This is a genomic window from Aestuariivirga sp., assembly GCF_044238155.1.
In the GTDB taxonomy this organism is placed as follows: Bacteria; Pseudomonadota; Alphaproteobacteria; order Rhizobiales; family Aestuariivirgaceae; genus Aestuariivirga.
Genome location: NZ_JBIIDX010000228.1, coordinates 1 through 3,205 on the forward strand (window position 1 = coordinate 1; position 3,205 = coordinate 3,205).

Here is a 3,205-nt window from a genome sequence, read left to right on the forward strand (position 1 = left end):
GTGAGAAACATCACCGGCCCAGCCAGTTCGCCATGCACCACATGGACGGGAAGCGTCACATGGGTGTGGTTTGACAGCATGCTGACGGGAAGATCGATGGTGGCGCGCGTGCCGGCTGCGATGGTGGCGCCACCGAGGTTGAATCCGTTCATCCCTTGCCCCGCGTTCTGGTACGGCCGGGCTTGGCGTTGCGCTCGATGAAACGGATGATGGCAAGTGCCACGTCCACGCCACTGGCCTTCTCGATGCCCTCGAGCCCTGGCGAAGAATTGACTTCCATCACCACCGGTCCATGCGCGGAGCGCAGCATGTCCACGCCTGCCACGTTGAGCCCCATGGAGCGCGCCGCCTTGAGAGCCGTTGCCTTTTCGATTGCCGAGAGTTCGGTGGCGCTCGCCGTGCCGCCGCGGTGCAGGTTGGAGCGGAAATCATCCTTGCCGCCCTGGCGCTCGATGGCTGCCACCAGGGCGCGGCCCACCACGAAGGCGCGGATGTCCCGGCCCTCTGATTCCTTCACGAACTCCTGCACGAGAATCGCCACATCGGCGCCGTGGAAGGCTTCGATGACGGACTTTGCTGACTTGTGCGTCTCGCTCAATACCACGCCGATGCCCTGTGTTCCTTCGAGCAGCTTGATCACCACCGGCGCACCGCCCACGATGGCGAGAAGGTCGTCGGTGCGTTTGGAATCCTGCGCAAAGGCCGTGACCGGCAGTCCGACGCCATCGCGTGCCAGAAGCTGAAGCGAGCGCAGCTTGTCGCGTGAGCGGCCGATCGCCACTGACTCGTTCACCGGATAGACGCCCATCATCTCGAACTGGCGCAGCACCGCCAGTCCATAGAAGGTGTGCGAGGCGCCGATCCTCGGAATCACTGCATCGAAGCCCAAGAGCTTTTCGCCAAGATAGCGCAGCTCCGGCTTCTTTGAGGTGATGTTCATGTAGCATTTCAGATAATCGATCGGGACGATCTCGTGCCCGCGCTTCTCGGCCGTCTCTATCAGCCTGACATGCGAGTAGAGCTTCGGGTTGCGGGTCAGCAGGGCGATCTTCATGCAGGTTTTCGCTTGCGCGGTGTAAGAAGGTTGGTCTTGGCGGGATGAACCAGAAAGTGCTGGCCGATGCTGCGCCGCCCGAGCAGCATGGGAATGCCCATGTCAGCGCGGTCGGTCAGCGTGACCTCGATGCGCAGGACATGCCTGCCGATCTTCACGTCGGTTTCCACCACTGCGCGCGTCTCGCTGTGGCCGCTCGAGCTGCGCACCCGGCGCAGGCCCTTCAGTGGCAGGCGGCAGTGATGGTTGCGCCCCTTGAGCGGCAGCACGAAGCTGACGTGGTCGCCTTCCTCGGCACGGATAGCGGTGGCATGGAGTGCTGCAGACCGTGCGCCCGTATCGATCTTGGCGGTGAATGCCCCGACCCCGAGTTCGGGCAGGCTTACCTTCTCGCGCCAGCCGATGAGTGGCATCATGGCGTCGTTCCTGGCTTTGGTGCGGGCTGGCAGCATCGCGCCACTCTAGAGCCGGGGCCGGGGTCAGTCGAGCTTGATCGTTTCTGAAATCTCGATGCCGAAGCCGGCCAGCCCCACGTAGTGGCGGTTGGTATTTGACATCAGGCGGATCTTGCTCACATTGAGGTCGCGCAGGATTTGTGCGCCAAGCCCGACGTCCCGCCAGGTCTTTTCGCGCTGCGCGGCACTGCCTGACTTTTCGGCCGCAAACTGGCCGGACGGCACGCCCGCCGCCCCCTCCTGGAGGTAGACAAGGATCCCCGCTCCCTCGCGCTTGAACACCTCGAACACCTTGTTGAGGGTGGTGCGTGGGCCGAACACGTCTTCCAGTACGTTTTCGCGGTGCAGCCGCACGGGGACTGGCCGGCCCGATGACACATCGCCGAACACCAGGGCCAGCTGCTCCACCTGGTCGAACGGGGTGACGTAGGAAAAGCCTCTTGCCTTGCCGATGCTGGTGGTGACGTCGAACTGTGCCGTCTGTTCAACGAGCCGTTCGCGGCGCTGGCGGTAGGCGATGAGATCGGCAACCGAGATGATCTTGAAGCCATGTTCGCGTGCAAAGGCCAGAACCTGCGGCCCGCGCTTCACCGATCCATTGTCATTGACCAGTTCGCAGATGACGCCGGCTGGATGCAGGCCCGCGAGCTTGACGAGATCGACGGCAGCCTCGGTGTGCCCCGAACGCATCAAGACGCCGCCCGACTTGGCCACCAGCGGAAAGATGTGGCCGGGCCGCACGAAATCATCGGCGGTCACATTGCGGTTGGCCAGCGCATGGCAGGTCGCGGCGCGCTCCTGTGCCGAGATGCCGGTGGTGAGCCCTTCCTTGTAGTCGATCGATACGGTGAAGGCGGTGCCCATCGGCGCGTCGTTCAACGCCACCATCGGGTCGAGCTTGAGGCGTCTGGCATCTTCGGCCGTGATCGGCGTACATACGATGCCGGAGGTGTGACGCACCATGAACGCCATCTGCTCCGGCGTGATCTTGGCGGCAGCGGCAATCAGGTCGCCCTCGTTCTCACGGTCGTCGTCGTCGACAACCACCACCATTTCACCGGCGGCAATCGCCTTGATCGCGTCCTCGACGCTGTCGAGGCCCTGTTCCATTGCCATGATCTGATCTCCAAAATCCTCTGGCCGCACCTTGTTGGCCGTGACCGCCGCAATTCGCTGCGCCAGATCGAGCGAAGGTTTGGCGCCTGCCACCAGCTGCGATACGCGCCCCTGGGTCACGCCGAGGCGCCGCGCCAGGTCGGATTGCGAAACACCGCTCGTCGAAAGCCAATCGGACAGCTTCATGCATTGGTTATTAGCAGCGCTAATAACCAATGTAAACCTACCTACCCCAGGTTGTGTCTAGAACGCGAAGCCAGTTTTCGCTGCAAAGCTTGGTGATCAGGGCTTCGCCATAGCCATGTGCCTGCATGGCGGCAACCAGCCGGGGCAGCCCCGTCACGTCGCCAATGCCGGATGGTATGCGAGCCCCGTCGAAGTCGGAGCCAAGCCCGACATGGTCTTCACCGGCCAGCTTGATCAGGTGGTCGAGGTGCCGGAGCGGGGTATCGAGCCCATTTTCGCTCTGCCAGCGGCCATCGGCGCGCAGGAAGCCATTCGCGAAATTGAGCCCCACCATGCCGCCCGAGCGCGCGATGATGCGGATCTGCTCGTCTGTGAGATTGCGAGAGGATTGGCT

General features: G+C 63.1%; 4 protein-coding genes. All 4 read right to left on the bottom strand.

The genetic code is table 11. The annotated features are described in order from the left end of the window. Positions 1-148: 148 nt before the first annotated feature. Positions 149-1,054: a 30S ribosomal protein S6--L-glutamate ligase gene (gene rimK, locus ACILRN_RS16315; RefSeq protein WP_395690020.1), complete on the bottom strand. Its 906-nt coding sequence runs from the start codon at positions 1,052-1,054 to the stop codon at positions 149-151. Beyond that, positions 1,051-1,470: an ATP-dependent zinc protease gene (locus ACILRN_RS16320; RefSeq protein ID WP_395690021.1), complete on the bottom strand. Its 420-nt coding sequence runs from the start codon at positions 1,468-1,470 to the stop codon at positions 1,051-1,053. Before ACILRN_RS16320 ends, rimK begins: the two co-directional genes overlap by 4 nt. 63 nt (positions 1,471-1,533) lie before the next feature. Continuing rightward, positions 1,534-2,811, bottom strand: coding sequence for a 3,4-dihydroxy-2-butanone-4-phosphate synthase (ribB, locus tag ACILRN_RS16325; RefSeq protein WP_395690022.1), 1,278 nt, complete (start codon positions 2,809-2,811; stop codon positions 1,534-1,536). 37 nt (positions 2,812-2,848) lie between these two features. Further along, positions 2,849-3,205: dipeptidase (locus ACILRN_RS16330; protein WP_395690023.1), on the bottom strand; the 357-nt coding region annotated here is incomplete at its 5' end.

Coding starts and splice junctions, on each gene's coding strand:
- rimK (WP_395690020.1), bottom strand. CDS start 1,054: ATGAAGATCGCCCTGCTGACCCGCAACCCGAAGCTCTACTCGCATGTC.
- ACILRN_RS16320 (WP_395690021.1), bottom strand. CDS start 1,470: ATGATGCCACTCATCGGCTGGCGCGAGAAGGTAAGCCTGCCCGAACTC.
- ribB (WP_395690022.1), bottom strand. CDS start 2,811: ATGAAGCTGTCCGATTGGCTTTCGACGAGCGGTGTTTCGCAATCCGAC.